This is a genomic window from Bacillus sp. GB_SG_008 (assembly GCF_052038115.1).
In the GTDB taxonomy this organism is placed as follows: domain Bacteria; phylum Bacillota; class Bacilli; order Bacillales; family Bacillaceae_G; genus Bacillus_A; species Bacillus_A rhizoplanae.
Map to the genome: position 1 here is coordinate 665,767 of NZ_JBPZSK010000001.1, position 19,251 is coordinate 685,017.

Sequence of the window (19,251 nt, forward strand, 5' to 3'; positions counted from 1 at the left end):
TCCCCCTTATCTGCTTTTTCCACGCTCAGAATTATTTCAGTTCACGTTAAAATATCTAAAAATTCAGTTTTATACCTTTTTATATTTTACTATAAAGGGGGATTGCAATGTAGACTATCTTTCCTTCTTCTGTTTTTTTGTAGGTTAAATCTATGCTAGAACCGCGCAGCAAACGAAGTGTGACTCACTTTTTCAGGATCTGTTCTACATAGTACATATGAAAACTCCTCTTTCAATTGTAAAGAGGAGAGGAGAAAGGCGAGTGTATAGTAACAAGTTTGTTTTTCGACACTCTGAAAATAGCCTCCTGACTAGGAGGCTATTTTGCATATAAAGAAAGTTTATGTTTTAACATTCGTTGTAAAATGACGTATGTCAAAATGCTAAACCCTATAAAATACATATAGTGAAGCGGAATAGATTTACTGCCATCAGTGAAAATTTCGCTGCCAAGAAGTCCGAAACAAATGGAAGTACATATTGAGAAATAGACATGAAGTCTTTGATATAGCAGTATTTTTCCATTGTGCTCATTTGGTGAGCGTGCATATAAGTAGGTTCCTAATGGAAGACAAATAATCATATAAATTGCAGGACTTAGTAGTGTCCAAGCAGACGGAATATGGTGATAAGCAGGTCCTACATGTATTTTTTCATATTCATCTTTTATAGCTTCTCTATGTGGATCATAGTCGTAGTTAATAGTGAAATGAGCAAGGGGAGCTATAATACTTGTGTTTTCTGTATACAGTGAACTTTTATTATAAGCATTATTATATTCTTGTTGTGATAAATCAGCATGCAATGCAAAGAAAGGAAACACAAGCTGAAAAATATAAATGGGAAAAACCATTATAATATAACTTAGCGCACTTTGTGAAATAATGTTTCCTGTAATGGTTCCGATAAAGATAGCTAATGTGTACACTGCAATCAATGTAATAATCGTATACACGAAGTATAGATGAAACAACGTAAATGATTGATACTGAGCATGTATCGTAGTTTTGTAGACGATATACATAAGAAACCAACTTACGCTAAGTGCACTTACGATATGAACCGTACCGAATAACCATTTTGATAAAAACAGGTGGGAGCGTTTAAATGGCATAGACCAAAGAAAATCAATCGATTGATTATGACGTTCCCAACCTATTAATATGGTAGCCAATCCAATTAATAGCAGAGCAGGAAAAAATGTAGGACTGTCTCCGCTCAAATGATATAAATAATAAGTATCCGTAGTGTCGTGCAAGTACTTAGCTTTGTACTGTGCATTCGTATAATATTCATATGGTAAGAGATACAACGTACTTAGCCAAAATAGCACAATGACATACTTCCCTTGTTTCCAGTTTTGCATCCACAATGCTTTCTGAAACATGTAATTCACCTCAATTTATACGTATATTCTTTTTGATTAAAATGGTATCGTTACTTTCCACCGAAAGAAAATTTCCATTTAAGTAGATGTGTAAAAACGAAGTAGCTGACAATGCTGGCTATGAAAAAACCGACGTAATAAGAAAGGAATGCATCTCTTCCTCCGAGTAATCTACCTCCAAATAAAGCAAAACAAAGAACAGTACAACCAACAAACCATTTCTGTAACTGTGGAAACAATAGTATTTTTCCGTTTTGTTCGTTTGGAGCACGTGTGTAAAGAAAAGTTGCGATTGGTAAAAAGATAATGATATAAGCAAATGGCGTCAGTAATTTCCACGCAGATGGAACAGATGTCGTTTCCTTTGGATCGTCTTGCGGCAATGTGGAAATTTCATTTCCGTGCTCATCGAACTTCGCGATAGGATGGTAATTAAAATGAATGTTGAAAGACTCCAACGGTGCAACGATACTTACATGTTGTAAGTATTCATGAGTTTTACGCTCTATTTCTCCTAATGCTTCTACTGAATCTCTCGTATGAGTATATACAAATCCGGATATTAACAATACTAAACCGTATGGTAGAAATAATAGAATTGTAGTTAAGCTACTTTGTGAGAAAATATTTCCTGTAATGGTACCGATAAATAAAGTGAATGTATAGGTTGCAATGAGTACAATCGTAGCGTATAAAAAGTAAGTGTGGAATGGAGTAAATATTTGATACTGATCGTGAAACGATACGTTCTTTATTCCATACATACTTATCCAACAAATGATATTTACTGTAATAATGTTCAACACGCCAAATAACCATTTTGTTAAAAAGATATCTTTTCTTTTAAAAGGCATAGAGAAAAGAAAATCAGTTGATTGATTATTTCGTTCCCATCCAATCAAGACGCAAGCAAGTGCAATGAGAATGATACCTTGTAAGAAGATGGTGTCAAATGTATTAAAAGAATAGGAATAATAATAAACATAATCATCAAATTTCATTTTAGACCGGCTAAGCTCTGATTGAGCAGCACTATAATATTCATAAGGTAACAAATATAAACTACTTAACCAAAACAATAGAACAATATATTTCCCTTGTTTATACGTTCGCATCCATAACGCTTTATGAAACATGTGACCCCTCCTCAAAAGCCGTAACAAATACATCCTCAAGTGACATTGGTAATTCTTCTAATAAGAGCGGCTGCTCTTTATGAAATTTTTCTAACGTAGCTGCTACGTTGCCTTCGATTAAGACGGTATATACTTTTCCTGTTTGGTTTAATACTTTCACATTACATAAATTCACTAGCTTTTGTGGTAGTGAGCGTTCGTAAGCTACTTGAATTTTTGCATAGCGTGATTTTGTATCTTCTAAAGCTGTGATAGATGCAATTGTATGATCTTTTAAAATGATGACTGTGTCTGCGATTTTTTCGACTTCATCTAGGTGATGTGTAGAAATGAGAATGGTAATTTCTCGCTCTGCCACTTCTTCGATTAAAAACTGAAGAATCTGTCTTTTTATGATAGGATCAAGTCCATTTGTCGGCTCATCTAAAATTATATATTCTACTCCAGTAGAAAAAGCTAAAATCATTGCTAGCAAAGCTTTCATTCCACGAGAGTAGCTGCGAATACGTTTCTCTGGTAAGTTAAAGCGCTCTAGTAGTTTATAAAAATAGTCTTCATTGAAATTATGATAAACTGCCTTATAAAATTTTACGATTTCTTTTACTGTATATCCGCTTAATACGTTTGTAGAGTCTGGGACATATACAACCGTTTGTTTCACTTCAGGATGTTTGTGCACGTCTATTTCGTTATATGTAACAGTTCCTTCATCTGGATTTAATATTCCAACAAGTGTTCGCAATAGTGTTGTTTTTCCAGCTCCGTTTCTCCCAAGTAATCCGACGATGCTTCCTTTTTTTAAAGTAAATGAAATATCTTCTAATATTATTTGATTATCAATTGTTTTCTTTACGTTTGTCACCTTCAGCATGAGTATTTCCCCCTAATTCTTTATAGTATGAATCAATCCAATCATGAATTTTTTCTTTTGAAATACCGAGATATGAAGCTTCTAGTAATAATTGATGAAATTGTTTTTCCACCATAGCAATTTTCCTTTCATCTTGTGTTGGAGTAATCGATTGGCATACAAATGTTCCTTTGCCGCGCAGCGTTTCAATAATTCCTTGTCGTTCTAACTCTTGATACGCTTTACTCACTGTATTTGGATTTATCACGAGTGAAGAGGCAAGTTCCCGAACAGAAGGGAGTTTATCATTTGGTGCGAGCATTGCTTTTAAAACTAGTTCCTTTACGTTGTGAACAATTTGTTCCCATATCGGAGTGTTGCTTCTTGGATCAAGTTGAATGTGCAAGAGCAATGCCTCCTTCCTGATGAATTTTTAAGTGTACTATTAAACGTAATACACTTAATACAATATATAGCATACTTTTGTTTGTCAATGCTATTTTTAGAAAAAGATGGTATAAAAACCCTTCATCTGGAAAAGATAGGTGTGATATAGAATGGAGGGTTAGTCATGAAGCGATTGATTGGAATACTTGTTTGTTTCATGTTATTGCTTTCCGCTGTTCCAATTGGTTTTGCGCAGTCTGAGAAAAAAGAAGCAGAAACAAAACCAAAGCTAGCGGAACAAGCATCGTCAGCGATTGTTATTGAACAGGATACGGGAAAAGTTTTATTTGAAAAAAATCCAAATGAAAAGTTGCCACCTGCTAGTATGACAAAAATTATGACCATGCTACTCATTATGGAGCAAATTGAAAAAGGAAAGCTAACACTGAAAGATAAAGTGAGAACGAGTGAACATGCAGCTTCTATGGGCGGATCACAAATTTTCCTGGAGCCTGGTGAAGAAATGACAGTCAATGAAATGTTAAAAGGCATTGCAATTGCATCTGGAAATGATGCATCAGTTGCAGTTGCTGAACACATTGCTGGGTCAGAAGAAGGATTTGTAGACATGATGAATAGAAAAGCAAAAGATTTAGGACTTAAAAATACTCATTTTCAAAATCCAACAGGCCTTCCAGCCAAGAACCATTATTCAACAGCATATGATATGGCAGTTATGGCAAAGGAATTAATGAAATATCCGTTAATTCGTAAATATACAGGTAAATATGAAGATTATTTACGAGAAGATACGGATAAGAAATTTTGGCTTGTAAATACAAATAAGCTTGTTCGTTTCTATCCAGGTGTTGATGGCGTGAAAACAGGCTTTACAACAGAGGCAAAATATTGTTTAACAGCATCTGCAGAACGAAATGGCATGCGCGTTATTTCTGTTGTCATGGGATCTCCAACATCAAAAGAACGGAATGCGGAAGTGACGAAGCTTCTTGATTATGCATTTAGTCAATATATGACGAAAAAAATGTATACAAGAGGCGAAAAAATTCAGACGGTAAAAGTAGGAAAAGGGAAAAAAGAAACAGTCGACTTAGTTGCGTCTGACAATGTTTCTCTACTAATGAAAAAGGGAGAAACGATGAAAAATATCAAAAAAGAAGTAGTGGCTGAGGAAAAAGTGAAAGCTCCAATTAAAAAAGGAGATGCTTTAGGTACACTTGTCATAAAAAAAGATAATCAAGTATTACTCAAACAGACAATTGTTGCGAAAGAGGATGTCGCAGCAGCAAGCTGGTGGGAGTTATTTAAACGAAGTTTTGGGATGTTTTCGACATCGAAATAGCGGCAATTTTGTTGCCGCTTTCTTTTGTTGAGTTTGTTGTTATTTCAATGGTAAGAGATGTTGCTAGAAGGTTCATTTTATGACGAAATAGTACTTCTTTTGTCAGGTGGAAGGATTCTACATTTATTTTAGAGAAAAACTTCTTATATGTTTTGCGTGTATACGCGAATTTTGAATGTAAGGAGGAAATAGGGTGAGTCTTTCCATTCATTTAGAAGTAAAGCGTGACGTCTTATGTGTTCGTTTAGCAGGCGAACTGGATCATCATGCTGCCGAAGAGTTGCGAGCGAAAGTCACTGATATGATTGAGACGCATCATGTTCATCATATTATTTTAAACTTAGAGCAATTAGCATTTATGGATAGCTCTGGTCTTGGTGTTGTGTTAGGAAGATATAAACATGTCAAAAGCTTAGGCGGAGAAATGGTTGTATGTGCAATTTCTCCTGCTGTAAAGCGCTTGTTTGAGATGTCAGGGCTATTTAAAATTATTCGTTTAGAAGAAAATGAAGCGCATGCGCTCGCGACATTGGGGGTGGCGTAGATGAGAAATGAAATGAACCTTCAATTTTCAGCATTAAGTCAAAATGAATCGTTTGCTCGGGTTACGGTTGCGGCTTTTATTGCACAGCTCGATCCAACGATGGAAGAGTTAACTGAAGTGAAAACAGTTGTGTCTGAGGCGGTAACAAATGCTATTATTCATGGGTATGAAGGGCATGCAGATGGCATTGTGTATATTACGGTTATTTTGGAAGATGACATGGTAAAGTTAACGATTCGTGATGAAGGGATTGGAATTCTAGATTTAGATGAAGCAAGGCAACCCCTTTTTACAACAAAACCCGAATTAGAGCGTTCCGGAATGGGATTTACCATTATGGAAAATTTTATGGACGAAGTAGAGATTATTTCTAATGAATCTTTCGGGACAACGATCCATTTGACGAAGTATCTATCAAAAAGTAACGCTCTATGCAATTAAGGAGAATTGCCTATGGACATAGAGGTCAGAAGTGAAAAAGGAAAAGGAAAAGGAAAAGGGCAGTTAAAGGATCACGAGTTAAAAGAATTAATTCAAAGAAGTCAAGATGGTGATCAAGGAGCGAGAGATTTAATTATACAAAATAATATGAGACTTGTTTGGTCGGTTGTACAACGTTTTTTAAATCGTGGTTATGAGCCGGAAGACTTGTTTCAAATTGGTTGTATTGGTTTGCTAAAATCTGTCGACAAATTTGATTTATCTTTTGATGTAAAGTTCTCAACATATGCGGTCCCAATGATTATTGGAGAAATTCAACGTTTCTTACGTGATGATGGGACAGTGAAAGTAAGTCGTTCTTTAAAGGAAACTGGAAATAAAATTCGCAAAATGAAAGATGAATTATCAAAAGAGTATGGCCGTGCACCGACAGTTACTGAAATAGCAGAGGCGCTAGAGTTAACGCCAGAAGAAGTTGTAATGGCGCAAGAAGCAAGCCGTACGCCATCATCCATACATGAAACGGTGTATGAAAATGATGGTGATCCTATTACCATTTTAGATCAAATTGCGGATCGTTCTGAAACGAAGTGGTTTGATAAGATTGCTTTAAAAGAAGCGATTCGTGAATTAGATGAACGTGAACGACTGATTGTGTATTTACGGTATTATAAAGATCAAACGCAATCGGAAGTAGCGGAGCGCTTAGGAATTTCTCAAGTACAAGTGTCACGGCTAGAAAAGAAAATATTAAAGCAAATGAAGGAACGAATAGGCGAATAGTCTATTCGTTTTTTTATTTCAAAAAAAGTTGTATTAGAAAATTTTCCAATATCCATACTACAACTACGAGGAATAGTTAAGAGGTGATTGGAGTGGAGAAAACGATATATGTAAAGATGAGAAGTCGCCTGCAAGTGTCGCCTGCTTATGAGATTAAAGTTGGTGATGTTGCACAAGTAGTTGGAGATTCAGACATTGTAGACGAAATAAAACGACAGGCTGTATACAAAATTACAAAGAAAGATAAAACGCATGTGGTAATTGATGTGATGAAAGTCATTCAGCGCATTCAACAGTATTCTAGCAGCTTACAAATTAATTTGCTTGGTTCAGCACAAACTATTGTTGAAATCGTATATGAGAAAAAACGAGTAAATCCATTTTTTTTTGGAATGGTTTGGCTATTACTATTTGTGGGAGCTGCCCTTGCAATTATTTATTTTCATGAAGACGTTAGTATGCAGCAAGTACATCAACGCTTGTATTACATGATTACAGGAGAAAACAATAAAAAGCCACTTTTATTTCAAATCCCATATTCGTTAGGACTTGGACTTGGAATGATTCTTTTTTTTAATCATGTTTTTCAAAAACGCATTAATGAGGAGCCGAGCCCATTAGAAGTTGAAATGTTCCAATACCAGCAATCTCTCGATCAATATGTGATGATGAATGAAAATAAAGAAATGATAAAGAAAATCCCAAATGATTGAATATATCGGGGTAATCTTTATTGGATTTGCTGGTGGAATTGCTGTTGGAGGAGGATACGTTGCATTTTTAACTGTATTAGGTGTGATTCCAAGGCTTGCTCAGTTAACGAAAAGTGGTCATCGTGTTCAATATTATGAATGGGCTGTTGTGAGCGGTGCATTAAGCGGCGCATGGTGCAGTTTACGCGATATCACATTGGTGGTTTCACCGTATTGGCTTTTGTTCCTTGGATTGTTATGTGGCACATTTATTGGAATGCTTGCCGCTGCCTTAACAGAAGTGCTGAATGTACTTCCGATATTGGCAAAACGTGTTGGGGTGGATGGGAAAATTGTTATTCTTCTTATCGCACTTGTTCTTGGTAAGGTGGTAGGTTCTTTATTTCATTGGATTTATTTTGTGAAATAGGAGGTATGTAAATGACACCGCGAAAATTGAAAGATGATTATACAAATAACGTGAAAAAGTATCAATCAAAACCTAACTATGTTATGAATTGCGTCAAGGCTTTTGTTGTGGGAGGGCTTATTTGTATATTAGGTGAAGCTTTGATGAAGATGTACATACACTATTTTGATTTTACGGAGAAAAATGCGGGAAATCCAGCAATCACAACATTAATATTATTGTCGGCCATTTTAACGGGGATTGGTGTATATGATAAACTTGGACAATTTGCAGGGGCAGGGTCAGCAATCCCGGTTACTGGATTTGCAAATTCAATGGTGAGTGCAGCAATGGAACACCGCAGTGAAGGGATTGTTCTTGGGATTGCCACTAATATGTTCAAGATTGCTGGAAGTGTAATTGTATTTGGTGTTGTTGGAGCGTATGTTGTAGGTCTCATTCGGTATACATGGAAGCTGTTTATCTCGCCCTAATGGCAGTAATCTCTCACCTTAAGATTCAGAGAAAACGAAGAGGATAGGTGAGGGGGGAAATCACTAAGGGAAGTTTCACTTTTTGTAAGTAAAGGAGAAGACAGATGAGATTAACTGGGAAACAAACGTGGGTATTTCAAAACGATGTATATGTGAATGCGACAGGAACGGCAGTTGGTCCGGAAGAAGCGGAGGGACCGCTTGGAGATAGTTTTGATATTACATATGATGATTTGCATTGTGGAGAAGAGAATTGGGAGCTAGCAGAAAGACGATTAATGAGAGATTCAGTTCAACAAGTATTGCGAAAAGAAAAACTGCAAGCATCAGATATCGATTTTTTTTTAGCTGGAGATTTATTAAATCAAACGGTTACGGCAAATTATGTTGCTAGAGAGCTTTCGATTCCATTTCTAGGAATGTTTGGAGCATGTTCAACTTCTATGGAGACTCTAGCTGTTGGGGCTGCATTTATTGATGGTGGATTTGCAAATCGTGTATTAGCAACAGTTAGTAGTCATAATGCCACTGCTGAAAGGCAATTTCGTTATCCAACAGAGTACGGAGGGCAAAGGCCAACTACAGCGACGTTTACTGTTACAGGAGCTGGTACAGCTTTAATTAGTCGTGAAAGAAGTTCAATTAAAGTAACATCAGCAACCATTGGAAAAGTTCAAGATTTAGGCATAACAGATCCGTTTGATATGGGATCTGCTATGGCGCCTGCTGCAGCCCATACAATTCAACAGCATTTTGAAGATTTAAAAAGAAGTGCTGCAGATTATGACTTGATTGTGACGGGTGACCTATCTGCAGTCGGAACACCAATTACGCGGCAACTTTTGTTAGATGAAGGCTATGACATAGGTAATGTCTATAATGATTGCGGTTTAATGATTTATAGAGACGACCAGCAAGTATTTGCAGGGGGAAGTGGCTGTGCCTGCTCTGCAGTTGTGACATATGGACATTTAATGAAAGAAATGAGAAAGGGGAATTTACAACGGATTTTTGTTGTAGCAACAGGTGCCTTGTTAAATCCGATTATGATTCAACAAAAAGAAACGATTCCAACGATTGCACACGGTATCGTATTTGAAAGAATAAAAGGGGTGTAATATGTGGAATTTATATATGCGTTTGTAGTTGGAGGTGCGATCTGTGTTATTGGACAACTACTGTTAGATTTCACAAAATTAACACCTGCACATGTTATGGCAATCTTCGTAGTAGCTGGCGCTATTTTAGATGGATTTGGAATTTATGATAAATTAATTCAGTTTGCTGGAGCAGGAGCGACTGTTCCTATTACAAGTTTTGGTCATTCTTTATTACATGGTGCGATGGAAGCTGCAGAAAAGCATGGTTATCTTGGGATTGGAATGGGTATGTTTAAGTTAACATCTGTTGGAATTTCAGCAGCAATTTTATTTGCATTTTTAGCAGCACTTATTTTTAAACCGAAAGGATAAACAAGATGAGAAGAAGGGTTATTTTGGTGACAGACGGAGATGAATATGCACAGCGAACAATCGAGTTACTGACAAAGGAGTTTGGGGGACGATGTATTTCGGCATCACAAAGTAATCCAACGAAATTAACAGGGAGAAAGATTGTTGAGCTTATCATGCAAACACCACATGACCCAGTTTTTGTTATGTTTGATGATAGTGGATATATTGGAGAAGGTTCAGGAGAAAAAGCACTAAAATATGTAGCAACGAATAAACAAATTGACGTACTTGGCGTGTTAGCTGTTGCTTCTAATACGCATCATTGGGAATGGGCCCGCGTTGATGTAAGCATCGATCGAGAAGGACGGTTAACTGAGTATGGTGTTGATAAGTTTGGGTTAGCGGATGTTGAAATAGGAAGGATTAACGGTGATACCGTTTACTGTTTAGATGAACTACATGTCCCCATTATTGTTGGAATTGGAGATATTGGAAAAATGTACGGAAATGATGACTGGAAGCGTGGATCACCTATTACAAAAAAAGCAATTCAAGTAATTTTAGAAAGGAGTGGGTTTTATGACCAACAAACAAAAGACTAGTATACCAATTTCTTCATTTTTAAGCGATAATGAAAATTATTTAAAGCAAACAGTTGGGCTTGGCGTTACGTTTGATGTGGGAATTCGTAAATTTCAAATTTTAGATAAAGAAATTGGTGTTTTTTTTGTGAACGGTTTAAGTGATTCGAACTTCATTATACATATTTTGGATGAAGTTGTTGATACGAATGAAATACAAAGGTATGAAGACAATACTGTAAAGCTGCTAGAAAATCGTCTCATTCATCAGCAAGTAAGTAAAATAAAGACGATGGAAGATGTAATATTTCAAGTTTTATCAGGTTTAATCGTTATTTTTATCGAGGGAGAAACAGAAGCATTTGTAATAGATGTTCGTAGCTATCCAGGACGAACTCCGACAGAGCCGGATACAGAAAAAGTTGTTAGAGGTGCCCGCGATGGATTTGTTGAAAATATTATTGTGAATACAGCTCTTATTCGGCGGCGTATTCGTGATCCTCGCTTGCGGTATGAGATGATACGGGTAGGCGAGCGGTCAAAAACTGATACTTGTATCGCATATATACAAGATATTGCGAATCCAGACTTAGTGAAAATAATAAAGCAAGAGTTAGAAAGTATTGAAATCGATGGTGTGACGATGGCTGATAAAACCATTGAGGAGTTTCTTGTTAAACAAGGATATAATCCTTTTCCACTTATTCGATATACAGAAAGACCAGACGTTGCTGCCAATCATTTGCTAGAAGGACATGTTTTACTATTGACAGATACTTCCCCTAGCGCAATTATTACACCAACAACATATTTTCATCATGTACAGCATGCTGAGGAGTTTCGGCAAAATCCAGCTGTCGGAACGTTTTTACGCTGGACTCGATTTCTCGGAATATTATTTTCACTGTTTTTATTACCACTTTGGCTTACGTTTGTACTTGATCCTACTTTATTGCCAGAAAAACTTGCGTTTATTGGACCGAATAAAACAACAAATTTACCAATTTTCTTGCAAATTATTTTAGCGGAAGTAGGATTAGAATTTTTGCGACTGGCATCTATCCATACACCAACACCACTGTCATCAGCAGCCGGGTTAATTTCAGCTATATTAATTGGCCAAATAGCAATTGATGTCGGTCTATTTGTACCAGAAGTTATTTTATATACTGCCATTTCTATGATTGGATTATTTGCAACACCAAGTTATGAATTAGGATTAGGGAACAAAATCGGTAAATTATTCCTTATTATATGTACAGCTTTATTTCGAGATATAGGATTTGTTATTGGAATGACATTATTAATGTTATTTTTAGCATCGACTAAAAGTTTGCAAACACCGTATCTTTGGCCGTTTCTTCCATTTGATTGGGGAGCATTCGTGAAAATTTTGATTCGACCGTCTATTCCTAATTTGAAAGTGCGTCCAAGTATAGTTCATCCACAAGATAAAAGACGACAAAAATGAGCAGAAGGAAACTTCTGCTCATTTTTATTATAAATTTATATATTTTTAACAAAAACATAACATTTCTTTTGTACACTAGAAGTACATATGTTGTATGGAAGGGGAGATTACATGATTAAGTTATTTGTGAGCGATTTAGATGATACACTCGTTTATAATGTGAATCGGATTCGTCGAGATGATGAAAAAGCATTATGTTGGCTAGCAGAGAAAGGAACGGATATTTGTTTTGCTTCTGGCCGTTTTACTCATCGTATTCATGATGCTGTGAAGCAATTCGCTTTCCCTTATTATACAACAGGGTTAAATGGTGCGGTCTTATTAACGAAAGAAGGGGAAATGCTCCACGAATCGACTTTTAATCGTGAGATTGCCCGGGAAATATATAAATATATACATGAAAAAGAGATGGCGGATATTGTATGTGCGAAGGAGCATCGATATACGAAAAAGAAAAATGAGCATCATCGTACGTTTGAAGAATATATTCAAGTGAAAATCGCAGAAGTGGAGACATTAGATGAAGAGTTTGGACAAACTATTCATCCCGCAAAATTATTTGTATATGGAGAAGAAGCAAAAATAACAATGTTAGATGAAGAGCTGCGAAACAAGTTTCAAGGAAAAGCAGAAGTAGTGATTTCGGGAAAGAGATATGTGGATATTATGCCAGTTGGAATTAGTAAAGGAAGTGCACTGCAACTTTTAATGGAACATTTACAAGTAGAAGCACATGAAGTAGCGTGCATTGGGGATTCCTTTAATGATGTTTCAATGTTTTCTGTGACGCCGCATTCTTTTACGTTGCATCATGCTCATCCATATGTGAAAGGAAAAGCGAATCATGTTGTTCGTTCTGTAGAAGAAGCAATTATGAAACTTCCGTTGTTAGCATAAAAAAAAGCTCGTCAATGACGAGCTTTTTTTAATTAAATAGTGATTTAATAAAGTCAATAAAGCTAGAGAATACACCTTTTAGACTTTCTAAAAAGCCCTGACCTTCGTCGGAACTTAGAAATGATGAAACATGGTCTTTCGCTTTATTTAATTGGTTACTAACTTGATCCCAATCGATATTTAAGTTTTTCATTTTGTCAAAGAGTGCTACTAAACTATTGAGTTGTTCATCAGTTAATGTAATTCCAAGTTGATCTGCAACCTTTGTAATGAGTGAACGTAAATCTTCTGTTGTTTTTGGCTGCTCTTTTGCTATTTCTTCTTTAACGTTTGCAACAAGTTGTACAGCTTTATCATTCCCGATTTGGTCACCAAGTTTTGCGGTTTGAACCATTTCTTCGTTTGCAACTTTTTTTACTTCTTCTGGAATTTCTTTTTTCGATGTTGTTTCGTAAGCTTTCATTAAACCTGTTAAAGCTGCAGTTCCTGACACTTTAAATGGTGCTGTAATGTATATATTCGCATCTTTTACACCTGCTGTAATTAATGCGTTTGTATACATTGCATCTGTTACCCAATTAATATTATTCGCTTGTACAACAAGACCAGATCCTTTTTTTGTATACGTAATCATAGAAGAAGAAATTGCTTTTGTGCCGATTTGTGCGTTTGGTACAACTCCATCTAAATATTTATGTTCTTCCGCATTTGATACCGTAATAATTTGCGCATCTTTTGGCGCTTTCATTTCTTCAAGAAGCTGTTGTTTTTGCTGTTCTGTTAAATTTTCTCCTAATGTAACAATAGACTCTCCCTCAATCACGTCTGCGTATGAAGCTGTTGGAATTAAAAAGACCATCATAGCTAATAGCAGCGTTAATAGTTTCGTTTTCACGAAAAATCGCTCCCTTTCTCTTTCTGAAATTTTCGGGCAACAAAGTAATTATAGTATATTTTTTGTATTTGTCATCCGTCTTAAGAATGATTTCTGGAAGAAACAGCAGGATTGTCGGATTTTATTCCGTTATTCGTGTGCAGTAAGCCCTTGCTGATAGAGGTTTCGCTTTATTAAGAAGGTATTGGTGTTGAAATAGAGAAGTATATTTTTAACATATTATTTATTTGGAAGGAAGAGATAGAGTGCGACCTTTGTTGAGGGCGGAAGCATTGATTTTTAATCGTGATAGGACAAGTATATTGATTCAATGTGATACAAACGAAGAGTTTTACCCCGCACTAACGGACAGTAAGACACCCACCTCAAGATTCAGAGAAGGCAAAGAAGATAGGTGGGAGATAACTGCCCGTAAGAGCCCGATTGGTTCAACTAACCATCAGTAGGGGTGAAGAACCCCCACTGATGGAAGTTTCACTTTATCGTTTGCCTGGTGGGTCGATTGAGTTTGGAGAAAGTGCTGCAGCGGCAATTGAAAGAGAGTTTGTGGAAGAATATGATTTACAAGTAACAGCAGAGCGTTTTGCGGCTGTAAATGATGATATTTTTGAGGCAGATAATCAAAAATATCATCATTGTACGTTATTGTATTGGTGTACTGTTAAAGAAGATGAGCAGGCAGTAAGATGGCATAAAGAGCATTCTGACAGTATGTTAAAGTGGAAGAAATTAGTAAAATGAAAGCAACGCCAATATATCCAGAAGGGGTTATGAAAATTATTGAACAGAATAAAAATGAACCTGTGCATTGGCTTGAGGAAGTAACATACTAAATTTAACAAGGTTTTTGCAATAATATTTTTGTTTATTACAGTGATTGTGGTAATATAAGGCTGAGATTGTTGAAAGGAGCTTATTATACATGAAAACTTTAGGATACATATTAATGGAAAACGGTGAAAAAATCGAATTAGAATTTTTCCCAGAAGAAGCACCAAAAACAGTAGATAACTTTAAAAAACTAGCAAATGAAGGTTTTTATAATGGGGTTACTTTCCACAGAGTAATTCCTGGTTTTGTAAGCCAAGGTGGCGATCCAACAGGAACAGGAGCAGGCGGTCCTGGCTACAGCATTCCTTGTGAAACAGATGGCAACCCTCATAAACACGGTGTAGGCGCACTTTCTATGGCACATGCAGGAAGAAATACTGGAGGAAGCCAGTTCTTTGTTGTACATGAACCACAACCGCATTTAGACGGTGTTCACACTGTATTCGGTAAGGCAACAAGTGGTATTGAGACAGTATTAAATATGCGTCAAGGCGATGTTATGAAAGAAGTTAAGGTTTGGGAAGAGTAAAATGTGAAAAGAGAGCAAAATGCTCTCTTTTTTTATTTAAAAAAGAATTTGTAAGTGAAGAGCAGTAAAAGATATATATAGGAGAATTTACGTATCTTTTATTTCGTTATTTGCAGGCAGTAAACATCTACCTCAAGATTCTGAGAAAATAAAGAAGGTAGGTGGAGGATTACTGCTAGCATACCTCGATTGGTGAGAGTTTTCCATCAGTGGGGGATGAAAAAACATTGATGGAAGTTTCACTTTATATGCCATTTAGGCTAGATACAAACAATATTATGCTAGTGGCATAATATAAATAGAATATCCATATTTGACTTCCTCTTTCCCTCTTTGTATGATTATAAAGTTGTTTTTTGGGGCAAATCTTCTCAGCTAATTAGAAATATTGTAAAATAGATATGATGTAAGATTTAAAATGCTGGTTGAGGGGATATATGATTTGTAACTTTTGTAAGAAGGGATAAATTTCATGTTAATTCGTTTTAAAAAAAGTTATGAAAAAATTGCGATGGGACTTCTGTCTTTTATGCCAATGGAAAAAGATATAAAACGATTACAAGCAACGATGAAGGATTATGAAAAAAATGATAATTGGCAGCTCTATTTATGGAAAGAAGACGATGCTATTGTTGGAATTATTGGGACGGTAAAACAAGATGAAAGTGTATTAGAAATTCAGCATATTAGTGTGAATCCTTCGCATCGTCATGTGGGAATTGGAACAAAAATGGTACAAGAATTACAAACAATGCTGCCGAATGTTACGGTATGCGGAAACGAACAAACTTCTAGATTTTGTGAGAAATGCAAAGAAGTTGAACATAATGTGCATTAATAAAAGCAGAGATAATATTATCTCTGCTTTCTTTTTTGTAATTGTATATTTCGCTCGTTAATCACATCTTCACGATTGCGGTGAGAATGTTTATGAATAATATCCGCACTTGGAGTAGAAGAAGTATCTTTCCAAGGAAGTCCTTTGTTTTTACATAATTGCATGCATATGTCTTCTAGATTCGGATCAGAAAAAGGAAGAAATAGTACTGTATAAGACTCATGATTTTGAATGATGTGCAGTCGTTCCTGAAGGAGTAATAATAGTTTTGGGTAGTCTAAACTTAACGCCTCTATGTGCTGTTTTTCATTTTGCAAAATGAATAGTGCACTTTTCATCATTCGCTCGGCACCATTCCAATTACAACGTCTATGGTGATATAAAGCGACAGCAATTTGAATAAGTCCTACCCAATGTTGTTCGCGTTCCCCGCGTGGTTTTGTTTTCCAATGTTCTTCTAAAATTTCGTGACATTCAAAGTAGTCGTAATCACTATGAAAATGAATTAAAAACTGTATGTATGCTTCATGATACATGTTTTTCACTCCTATTCTAAGCAGCGTGCATATATAGTGTATCATAAATATAAAGCGACTAGAGGTTGTTCTAGTCGCTTTATGTCAGTTAGCAGAAGCAAGCTGCGCCGACAATAATTAATAAAATAAACAACACAACCAGCAGAGCGAATCCGCCGTGGAAACCTCCAGCACCATGTACCATAGTTTGTAACCTCCTACAATGTGTACTCATTACACTGCTATCATATGAACGGGATAGGCATTGTGGCCTAGGTATACGTCTATTTTTGATTAAATTTTTGAAAAAGGTTGGATAGTGTATGAAGTATGCTCTATACTTATGGAGTGACAGAAAAAATGTGGTGGGATGATTTGTGCAATATAATTTTAAAGTTGAGGCATTTGAAGGCCCTTTAGATTTGTTATTACATCTAATTAATCGTTATGAAATTGATATATATAACATTCCTGTAGCGGAAATTACAGAACAATATTTATCATATATCCATGCGATGAAAGAATTACAGCTTGATGTTGCAAGTGAATATTTAGTTATGGCTGCGACGCTATTACAAATTAAAAGTAAAATGTTGCTTCCAAAGCATGAAGAAGATGTACAGGATAGCAGTGAAGAATTTATAGAAGATCCTCGGCAAGAGTTAATGGAACGTCTAATTGAGTATAAGAAATATAAGCAAGTTGCTACCCAATTAAAAGAAAAAGAGCAAGAACGAGCACAGCTATATACACGTCCTCCTCTTGATTTTATGATGTTTCAAAAAGAGGAAGATGAAAAGCTGCCGATTGATGTTACGCTATATGATATGCTGGCAGCATTTCAAAAGCTAATGCGTCGAAAGAAAATACAACGTCCGGTAACAGCTACAGTTGCTCGGCAAGAAATTCCAATTGAACAACGAATGGGTGATGTTTTAAAACAATTAGAAATGGCAGGAGGTCGTCAAAGTTTTTATGATTTATTTGCAGATGATGACCGGGAAATGGTTGTTGTTACATTTTTAGCAATTTTAGAGCTTATGAAACATCAGCAAATTGTCATTGAACAAGAGCATAATTTTGATGAAATCTTTTTATTGAAACCATAGTTGTACTGTTTGACCGAACGCAATATATTGTTGTTCGGTCTTTATGACGTATAGGGATACAAAGAATGTGAGAAAGGAGCTTTTATCGTTGGATAGACAAGAACAAAAGGCAGTTATAGAAGGGCTGCTGTTTGTAGCAGGGGATGAAGGGATTTATCCGGAACAAATCTCAAAAGTGTTAGAGATAGAAGTGAAAGCTGTAATAAAGCTTGTAGAGGAACTACAGACAGAATATGAGCAATTGCACCGAGGTTTGCAAATTGTTCAATTTGCAAAGGTGTATCGTTTTACAACGAAAAAAGAACATGCCTCGTATTATCAAAAATTGATGGATGCACCAACAGCTACATCTTTATCGCAAGCAGCATTAGAAACATTAGCAATTGTTGCTTATCGCCAGCCAATTACGAGAACGGAAATCGAGGAGATTCGCGGTGTGAAAACAGATCGCGCTTTGCAAACGCTTGTTTCTCACTTGTTAATTAAAGAAGTAGGGCGTGTAGAAGGGCCAGGACGTCCCATTTTATACGGCACAACAAAAGAATTTTTAGATACATTTGCATTACAAACATTAGATGAATTACCTGCTCTGTCAGAAGAAGGCGAAGGAATGAATGAAGCGGATTTATTCTTTGGTTCTCTACAAGAAATTTCGAAGTAAAAGCTTGGCATTTTGCCAAGCTTTTTTGTATATGAAATGAAAGCTGCGTCATACTAAATAGAAAAAGGAGAAGGTGTATGAAAGATGTGCGTATCGCTCTTTTTCTATTTTCAATTGTATTATGTATAACTTTAAATAGTGCATCCCCTATACGTCAGCATACTTCTATACATACGGTTTCTTCCTTTTCAAGTCAACGTACGCACTTAGGTAAGATGACTGTAAATTTTTTAAGAGTTGGGCAAGGAGATGCAACAATTATTTCTTTACCGAACGGGAAAACAATTTTAATTGATGGTGGACCGTATGAAGCTGGGGAGCCTATTATTGATACATTAATTAAAAAAGGGATTAAACGCTTAGATGTTGTCATTAGCACACATCCTGACATGGATCATATCGGGGGACTAATTCCAATTATTGAACAAATGCCGGTTTCACTTGTGTTAGATAGTGGGAAACTATATAGTTCATTTACATATCACACGTACATAAGAAGTATTAAAAAAAGAGGAGTGCCGTTTTTAAGTGTAAAAGAAGGGCAATATATCCCTCTGGACCCTCATATTTCTATTCAAGTGTTAAACGATGGGAAAGCGAAACGAGAAAATAACGAATCGTCTATTGTATTGAAAATTCGTTATGGTAAGGCTGATTTTTTATTTATGGGAGATGCAGATACACATACAGAAGAAGAAATGATAAAACAATATGATATGCATGCAGATGTATTAAAAGTTGGTCATCATGGCTCGTATACATCAACGAGTGAAAAGTTTATAACAGCTGTTGCACCGCAGTTTGCTGTTATCTCATATGATAAAAAGAATCCATATGGTCATCCACATCGAAGTGTGATGAAACGATTATATCGGCATGGTATCGCCGTATATACTACCGTAAAACATGATGTTGAAATTGAGACAGATGGTGAGCGTATTGTTATTCAGCATCAGTTACCTTTACCGTTGTTAAAATAGTGTA

25 protein-coding genes are annotated in these 19,251 nt (G+C 36.0%); 18 read left to right on the forward strand and 7 right to left on the reverse strand.

What is annotated here, in order from left to right; all coding sequences use genetic code 11:
* Positions 1 to 319: 319 nt before the first annotated feature.
* From ACTDJC_RS03385 to ACTDJC_RS03400, 4 genes are read right to left on the reverse strand one after another with little or no spacing between them, the layout of a single operon-like run.
* Positions 320 to 1,387 (reverse strand): ABC transporter permease, encoded by a 1,068-nt coding sequence (locus ACTDJC_RS03385; RefSeq protein WP_440602647.1) that lies wholly within the window; start codon positions 1,385 to 1,387, stop codon positions 320 to 322.
* Positions 1,388 to 1,437: 50 nt separating this feature from the next.
* On the reverse strand, positions 1,438 to 2,523 hold the full coding sequence (locus ACTDJC_RS03390) for an ABC transporter permease subunit (protein ID WP_253630334.1): 1,086 nt from the start codon (positions 2,521 to 2,523) through the stop codon (positions 1,438 to 1,440).
* Positions 2,513 to 3,394 carry an ABC transporter ATP-binding protein gene (locus ACTDJC_RS03395; protein ID WP_440602648.1) on the reverse strand — a complete coding sequence of 294 codons (882 nt, stop codon included), beginning with the start codon at positions 3,392 to 3,394 and terminating at the stop codon, positions 2,513 to 2,515. Before ACTDJC_RS03395 ends, ACTDJC_RS03390 begins: the two co-directional genes overlap by 11 nt.
* Positions 3,360 to 3,779 carry a GntR family transcriptional regulator gene (locus ACTDJC_RS03400; RefSeq protein WP_141525088.1) on the reverse strand — a complete coding sequence of 140 codons (420 nt, stop codon included), beginning with the start codon at positions 3,777 to 3,779 and terminating at the stop codon, positions 3,360 to 3,362. Before ACTDJC_RS03400 ends, ACTDJC_RS03395 begins: the two co-directional genes overlap by 35 nt.
* Before the next feature lie 165 nt (positions 3,780 to 3,944).
* Here ACTDJC_RS03400 and ACTDJC_RS03405 point away from each other — a divergent pair, with 165 nt between their 5' ends.
* The 12 genes from ACTDJC_RS03405 (at position 3,945) to ACTDJC_RS03460 (ending at position 12,889) form a co-directional block, all read left to right on the forward strand.
* Positions 3,945 to 5,123, forward strand: coding sequence for a D-alanyl-D-alanine carboxypeptidase family protein (locus tag ACTDJC_RS03405; RefSeq protein WP_098310689.1), 1,179 nt, complete (start codon positions 3,945 to 3,947; stop codon positions 5,121 to 5,123).
* A gap of 193 nt (positions 5,124 to 5,316) precedes the next feature.
* Positions 5,317 to 5,667, forward strand: coding sequence for an anti-sigma F factor antagonist (gene spoIIAA / locus ACTDJC_RS03410; protein ID WP_098310690.1), 351 nt, complete (start codon positions 5,317 to 5,319; stop codon positions 5,665 to 5,667).
* On the forward strand, positions 5,668 to 6,108 hold the full coding sequence (spoIIAB, locus tag ACTDJC_RS03415; RefSeq protein ID WP_440602649.1) for an anti-sigma F factor: 441 nt from the start codon (positions 5,668 to 5,670) through the stop codon (positions 6,106 to 6,108).
* A 12-nt stretch (positions 6,109 to 6,120) separates the two neighbouring features.
* Positions 6,121 to 6,891, forward strand: coding sequence for an RNA polymerase sporulation sigma factor SigF (gene sigF, locus ACTDJC_RS03420; RefSeq protein ID WP_440602650.1), 771 nt, complete (start codon positions 6,121 to 6,123; stop codon positions 6,889 to 6,891).
* Between the two features lie 92 nt (positions 6,892 to 6,983).
* Positions 6,984 to 7,604 carry a stage V sporulation protein AA gene (locus tag ACTDJC_RS03425; RefSeq protein WP_440602651.1) on the forward strand — a complete coding sequence of 207 codons (621 nt, stop codon included), beginning with the start codon at positions 6,984 to 6,986 and terminating at the stop codon, positions 7,602 to 7,604.
* On the forward strand, positions 7,597 to 8,013 hold the full coding sequence (locus ACTDJC_RS03430; protein ID WP_440602652.1) for a stage V sporulation protein AB: 417 nt from the start codon (positions 7,597 to 7,599) through the stop codon (positions 8,011 to 8,013). Before ACTDJC_RS03425 ends, ACTDJC_RS03430 begins: the two co-directional genes overlap by 8 nt.
* 11 nt (positions 8,014 to 8,024) lie before the next feature.
* On the forward strand, positions 8,025 to 8,486 hold the full coding sequence (gene spoVAC / locus ACTDJC_RS03435; RefSeq protein WP_253630331.1) for a stage V sporulation protein AC: 462 nt from the start codon (positions 8,025 to 8,027) through the stop codon (positions 8,484 to 8,486).
* A 104-nt stretch (positions 8,487 to 8,590) separates the two neighbouring features.
* Positions 8,591 to 9,604 carry a stage V sporulation protein AD gene (gene spoVAD / locus ACTDJC_RS03440; protein WP_440602653.1) on the forward strand — a complete coding sequence of 338 codons (1,014 nt, stop codon included), beginning with the start codon at positions 8,591 to 8,593 and terminating at the stop codon, positions 9,602 to 9,604.
* Between the two features lie 3 nt (positions 9,605 to 9,607).
* Positions 9,608 to 9,958, forward strand: a complete 351-nt coding sequence (spoVAE, locus tag ACTDJC_RS03445) for a stage V sporulation protein AE (RefSeq protein ID WP_098310697.1) — start codon at positions 9,608 to 9,610, stop codon at positions 9,956 to 9,958.
* A 5-nt stretch (positions 9,959 to 9,963) separates the two neighbouring features.
* Positions 9,964 to 10,542 carry a stage V sporulation protein AE gene (locus tag ACTDJC_RS03450; RefSeq protein ID WP_098310698.1) on the forward strand — a complete coding sequence of 193 codons (579 nt, stop codon included), beginning with the start codon at positions 9,964 to 9,966 and terminating at the stop codon, positions 10,540 to 10,542.
* Positions 10,520 to 11,992, forward strand: a complete 1,473-nt coding sequence (locus ACTDJC_RS03455) for a spore germination protein (RefSeq protein WP_440602654.1) — start codon at positions 10,520 to 10,522, stop codon at positions 11,990 to 11,992. The genes ACTDJC_RS03450 and ACTDJC_RS03455 overlap by 23 nt, the downstream gene beginning before the upstream one ends.
* Before the next feature lie 111 nt (positions 11,993 to 12,103).
* On the forward strand, positions 12,104 to 12,889 hold the full coding sequence (locus tag ACTDJC_RS03460) for a Cof-type HAD-IIB family hydrolase (RefSeq protein ID WP_440602655.1): 786 nt from the start codon (positions 12,104 to 12,106) through the stop codon (positions 12,887 to 12,889).
* Between the two features lie 28 nt (positions 12,890 to 12,917).
* On the opposite strand, the gene ACTDJC_RS03465 is transcribed toward ACTDJC_RS03460, so the two are convergent.
* Positions 12,918 to 13,784 carry a DUF1002 domain-containing protein gene (locus tag ACTDJC_RS03465; RefSeq protein WP_440602656.1) on the reverse strand — a complete coding sequence of 289 codons (867 nt, stop codon included), beginning with the start codon at positions 13,782 to 13,784 and terminating at the stop codon, positions 12,918 to 12,920.
* Positions 13,785 to 14,249: 465 nt separating this feature from the next.
* Between ACTDJC_RS03465 and ACTDJC_RS03470 the strand changes: the two genes are divergently transcribed.
* The 3 genes from ACTDJC_RS03470 to ACTDJC_RS03480 all read left to right on the forward strand — a co-directional run bounded on the left by ACTDJC_RS03470 (position 14,250) and on the right by ACTDJC_RS03480 (position 15,982).
* Complete coding sequence (locus tag ACTDJC_RS03470; protein WP_440602657.1) at positions 14,250 to 14,525, forward strand: NUDIX domain-containing protein; 276 nt, start codon at positions 14,250 to 14,252, stop codon at positions 14,523 to 14,525.
* Between the two features lie 181 nt (positions 14,526 to 14,706).
* Positions 14,707 to 15,144 (forward strand): peptidylprolyl isomerase, encoded by a 438-nt coding sequence (locus ACTDJC_RS03475; RefSeq protein WP_098310703.1) that lies wholly within the window; start codon positions 14,707 to 14,709, stop codon positions 15,142 to 15,144.
* Between the two features lie 472 nt (positions 15,145 to 15,616).
* The gene (locus tag ACTDJC_RS03480) at positions 15,617 to 15,982 is read left to right on the forward strand and encodes a GNAT family N-acetyltransferase (RefSeq protein ID WP_440602658.1); all 366 of its coding nucleotides are present in this window, start codon (positions 15,617 to 15,619) and stop codon (positions 15,980 to 15,982) included.
* A 17-nt stretch (positions 15,983 to 15,999) separates the two neighbouring features.
* Here ACTDJC_RS03480 and ACTDJC_RS03485 read toward each other — a convergent pair whose 3' ends face one another.
* Both ACTDJC_RS03485 and ACTDJC_RS03490 read right to left on the reverse strand, forming a co-directional pair.
* A complete protein-coding gene (locus tag ACTDJC_RS03485) occupies positions 16,000 to 16,518 on the reverse strand; it encodes a DUF309 domain-containing protein (protein WP_253630324.1) in 519 nt (172 codons plus the stop codon).
* Positions 16,519 to 16,606: 88 nt separating this feature from the next.
* Positions 16,607 to 16,702 carry a YjcZ family sporulation protein gene (locus tag ACTDJC_RS03490; RefSeq protein WP_098310497.1) on the reverse strand — a complete coding sequence of 32 codons (96 nt, stop codon included), beginning with the start codon at positions 16,700 to 16,702 and terminating at the stop codon, positions 16,607 to 16,609.
* A 172-nt stretch (positions 16,703 to 16,874) separates the two neighbouring features.
* Here ACTDJC_RS03490 and ACTDJC_RS03495 point away from each other — a divergent pair, with 172 nt between their 5' ends.
* The 3 genes from ACTDJC_RS03495 (at position 16,875) to ACTDJC_RS03505 (ending at position 19,247) form a co-directional block, all read left to right on the forward strand.
* A complete protein-coding gene (locus tag ACTDJC_RS03495; RefSeq protein ID WP_098310498.1) occupies positions 16,875 to 17,606 on the forward strand; it encodes a segregation/condensation protein A in 732 nt (243 codons plus the stop codon).
* 88 nt (positions 17,607 to 17,694) lie between these two features.
* Positions 17,695 to 18,267, forward strand: coding sequence for an SMC-Scp complex subunit ScpB (scpB, locus tag ACTDJC_RS03500; protein WP_230573286.1), 573 nt, complete (start codon positions 17,695 to 17,697; stop codon positions 18,265 to 18,267).
* A 77-nt stretch (positions 18,268 to 18,344) separates the two neighbouring features.
* Positions 18,345 to 19,247: a ComEC/Rec2 family competence protein gene (locus ACTDJC_RS03505; protein ID WP_098310500.1), complete on the forward strand. Its 903-nt coding sequence runs from the start codon at positions 18,345 to 18,347 to the stop codon at positions 19,245 to 19,247.
* Positions 19,248 to 19,251 lie beyond the last annotated feature (4 nt).

Excerpts from the sequence above, each read along its gene's own strand:
- ACTDJC_RS03480 (WP_440602658.1), top strand. The coding sequence starts at position 15,617 with ATGTTAATTCGTTTTAAAAAAAGTTATGAAAAAATTGCGATGGGACTT.
- ACTDJC_RS03405 (WP_098310689.1), top strand. The coding sequence starts at position 3,945 with ATGAAGCGATTGATTGGAATACTTGTTTGTTTCATGTTATTGCTTTCC.
- ACTDJC_RS03450 (WP_098310698.1), top strand. The coding sequence starts at position 9,964 with ATGAGAAGAAGGGTTATTTTGGTGACAGACGGAGATGAATATGCACAG.
- ACTDJC_RS03460 (WP_440602655.1), top strand. The coding sequence starts at position 12,104 with ATGATTAAGTTATTTGTGAGCGATTTAGATGATACACTCGTTTATAAT.
- ACTDJC_RS03385 (WP_440602647.1), bottom strand. The coding sequence starts at position 1,387 with ATGTTTCAGAAAGCATTGTGGATGCAAAACTGGAAACAAGGGAAGTAT.
- spoVAC (WP_253630331.1), top strand. The coding sequence starts at position 8,025 with ATGACACCGCGAAAATTGAAAGATGATTATACAAATAACGTGAAAAAG.
- spoIIAB (WP_440602649.1), top strand. The coding sequence starts at position 5,668 with ATGAGAAATGAAATGAACCTTCAATTTTCAGCATTAAGTCAAAATGAA.
- ACTDJC_RS03485 (WP_253630324.1), bottom strand. The coding sequence starts at position 16,518 with ATGTATCATGAAGCATACATACAGTTTTTAATTCATTTTCATAGTGAT.
- ACTDJC_RS03395 (WP_440602648.1), bottom strand. The coding sequence starts at position 3,394 with ATGCTGAAGGTGACAAACGTAAAGAAAACAATTGATAATCAAATAATA.
- ACTDJC_RS03390 (WP_253630334.1), bottom strand. The coding sequence starts at position 2,523 with ATGTTTCATAAAGCGTTATGGATGCGAACGTATAAACAAGGGAAATAT.
- ACTDJC_RS03470 (WP_440602657.1), top strand. The coding sequence starts at position 14,250 with ATGGAAGTTTCACTTTATCGTTTGCCTGGTGGGTCGATTGAGTTTGGA.
- ACTDJC_RS03430 (WP_440602652.1), top strand. The coding sequence starts at position 7,597 with ATGATTGAATATATCGGGGTAATCTTTATTGGATTTGCTGGTGGAATT.
- ACTDJC_RS03490 (WP_098310497.1), bottom strand. The coding sequence starts at position 16,702 with ATGGTACATGGTGCTGGAGGTTTCCACGGCGGATTCGCTCTGCTGGTT.
- ACTDJC_RS03455 (WP_440602654.1), top strand. The coding sequence starts at position 10,520 with ATGACCAACAAACAAAAGACTAGTATACCAATTTCTTCATTTTTAAGC.
- ACTDJC_RS03475 (WP_098310703.1), top strand. The coding sequence starts at position 14,707 with ATGAAAACTTTAGGATACATATTAATGGAAAACGGTGAAAAAATCGAA.
- ACTDJC_RS03505 (WP_098310500.1), top strand. The coding sequence starts at position 18,345 with ATGAAAGATGTGCGTATCGCTCTTTTTCTATTTTCAATTGTATTATGT.
- spoVAD (WP_440602653.1), top strand. The coding sequence starts at position 8,591 with ATGAGATTAACTGGGAAACAAACGTGGGTATTTCAAAACGATGTATAT.
- sigF (WP_440602650.1), top strand. The coding sequence starts at position 6,121 with ATGGACATAGAGGTCAGAAGTGAAAAAGGAAAAGGAAAAGGAAAAGGG.